2 protein-coding genes are annotated in these 1,581 nt (G+C 65.8%); both read left to right on the forward strand.

Annotated features, from left to right (window positions below):
• The coding region (locus I5W_RS03170; protein ID WP_044528155.1) for a CaiB/BaiF CoA transferase family protein at window positions 1-938 on the forward strand (938 nt) is incomplete at its 5' end.
• A gap of 30 nt (window positions 939-968) precedes the next feature.
• Window positions 969-1,581 (forward strand): acyl-CoA dehydrogenase family protein (locus tag I5W_RS03175; RefSeq protein WP_044528156.1); only part of this gene is annotated, 613 nt, incomplete at its 3' end.

Consider the following 1,581-nt stretch of genomic DNA (forward strand, 5'->3'; position numbering starts at 1 on the left):
AAGCCATCGAGCTGGTACTCGAGCTGGTCGCCAACGCGGACGGCCTGATCGAGGGCTTCCGCCCGGGTGTCACCGAGCGGCTGGGACTGGGACCTGATGCTTGTCTGACGCGCAATCCAAAGCTCGCCTATGGCCGCATCACCGGCTGGGGCCAGGAAGGCCCGCTGGCGCAGTTTGCCGGACATGACCTGAACTACATCGCGATCACCGGCGTGCTGAACGCGATCGGCCGCCAGGGACAACTGCCATCGGTGCCGCTGAACCTGATCGGCGACTACGCCGGAGGGTCTCTTTACCTGGCCATGGGCATGCTGGCGGCGATCATGCACGCGCGCGCCGGTGGCCAAGGGCAGGTGGTCGATGCCGCCATCGTCGACGGCACGGCCAGTCTGGCCACCACCTTCTACGGCATGCACGCGGCCGGGATGTGGCGCGATGAGCGCGGCACCAATATCACCGATTCCGGCTCCCATTTCTATGACGTCTACGCCTGCGCCGACGGTAAGGCGATCACGATCGGCCCGATCGAGTACAAATTCTACCGGCAGCTTCTCGCGCTCCTGGAGATCGACGAGAGCACGCTCGGTCCACAGTTGAACCGTGAAAACTGGCCGGCTGCGCGCGAGCTGTTCCGACTGAAGTTCAAGAGCCGCACGCGCGATGCCTGGACCGCTTTGCTCGAAAAGACCGATGTCTGCTTCGCGCCGGTGCTGTCGTGGGCCGAGGCACCGTCGCACCCACACCTGAAGGCGCGCGGCACCTTCGTCGAGATCGATGGGGTGGTGCAACCCGCACCGGCGCCGCGTTTCTCGCGTACGCCGCCGGCTGTTCCCGTGCCGCCCGCGCCGGCAAGCGAGGAAACCGCTGCGGACGCCTTGGCGGGCTGGCTGACACCGGAACGCATCGCCCACTTCACGGCCGCCGCCGCGCCGGGCTGAGACACCGATAACGAGTCGACAGGAGACACGATGGACTTACGATACACGGACGACGAGCTTGCCTTCAGGGACGAGGTACGCGCCTTCTTCAAGGACGCCTTGCCGGCGGACTTGCGGCGTGCGGCCGAGCAGGGCCAGCGCTACTCGGCGGCCCAACTGCGCCGCTGGCAACGGATCCTGTACGAGCGGGGCTGGGCCACGCCGGCCTGGAGCCCCGAATGGGGCGGCACCGGCTGGAGCTCGGTCAAGCAGTACATTTTCAAGGAAGAGTTGCATATGGCGCCGGCCTTCGAGCCGCTGTCGTTCAACGTGAACATGATCGGGCCGGTCCTGATTGCGTTCGGCACACCCGAGCAGAAGGCGCATTTCCTACCCCGCATCGCCAGCCTCGAATACTGGTTCTGCCAGGGCTTTTCCGAGCCGGGTGCGGGGTCCGACCTGGCATCGCTGCGCACCCGCGCCGTGCGCGAAGGCGACGAGTACGTGATCAACGGCCAGAAGCTGTGGACTTCCACCGCCCATCACGCGGACTGGATGTTCTGTCTGGTGCGCACCGATCCGGACGCGCGCAAGCAACGCGGTATCACTTACCTGTTGATCGACATGAAGACGCCGGGCCTGACGATCCGCCCGATCATCACCA

It is taken from the genome of Herbaspirillum sp. B65 (genome assembly GCF_000333555.1).
In the GTDB taxonomy this organism is placed as follows: domain Bacteria; phylum Pseudomonadota; class Gammaproteobacteria; order Burkholderiales; family Burkholderiaceae_D; genus Herbaspirillum; species Herbaspirillum rubrisubalbicans.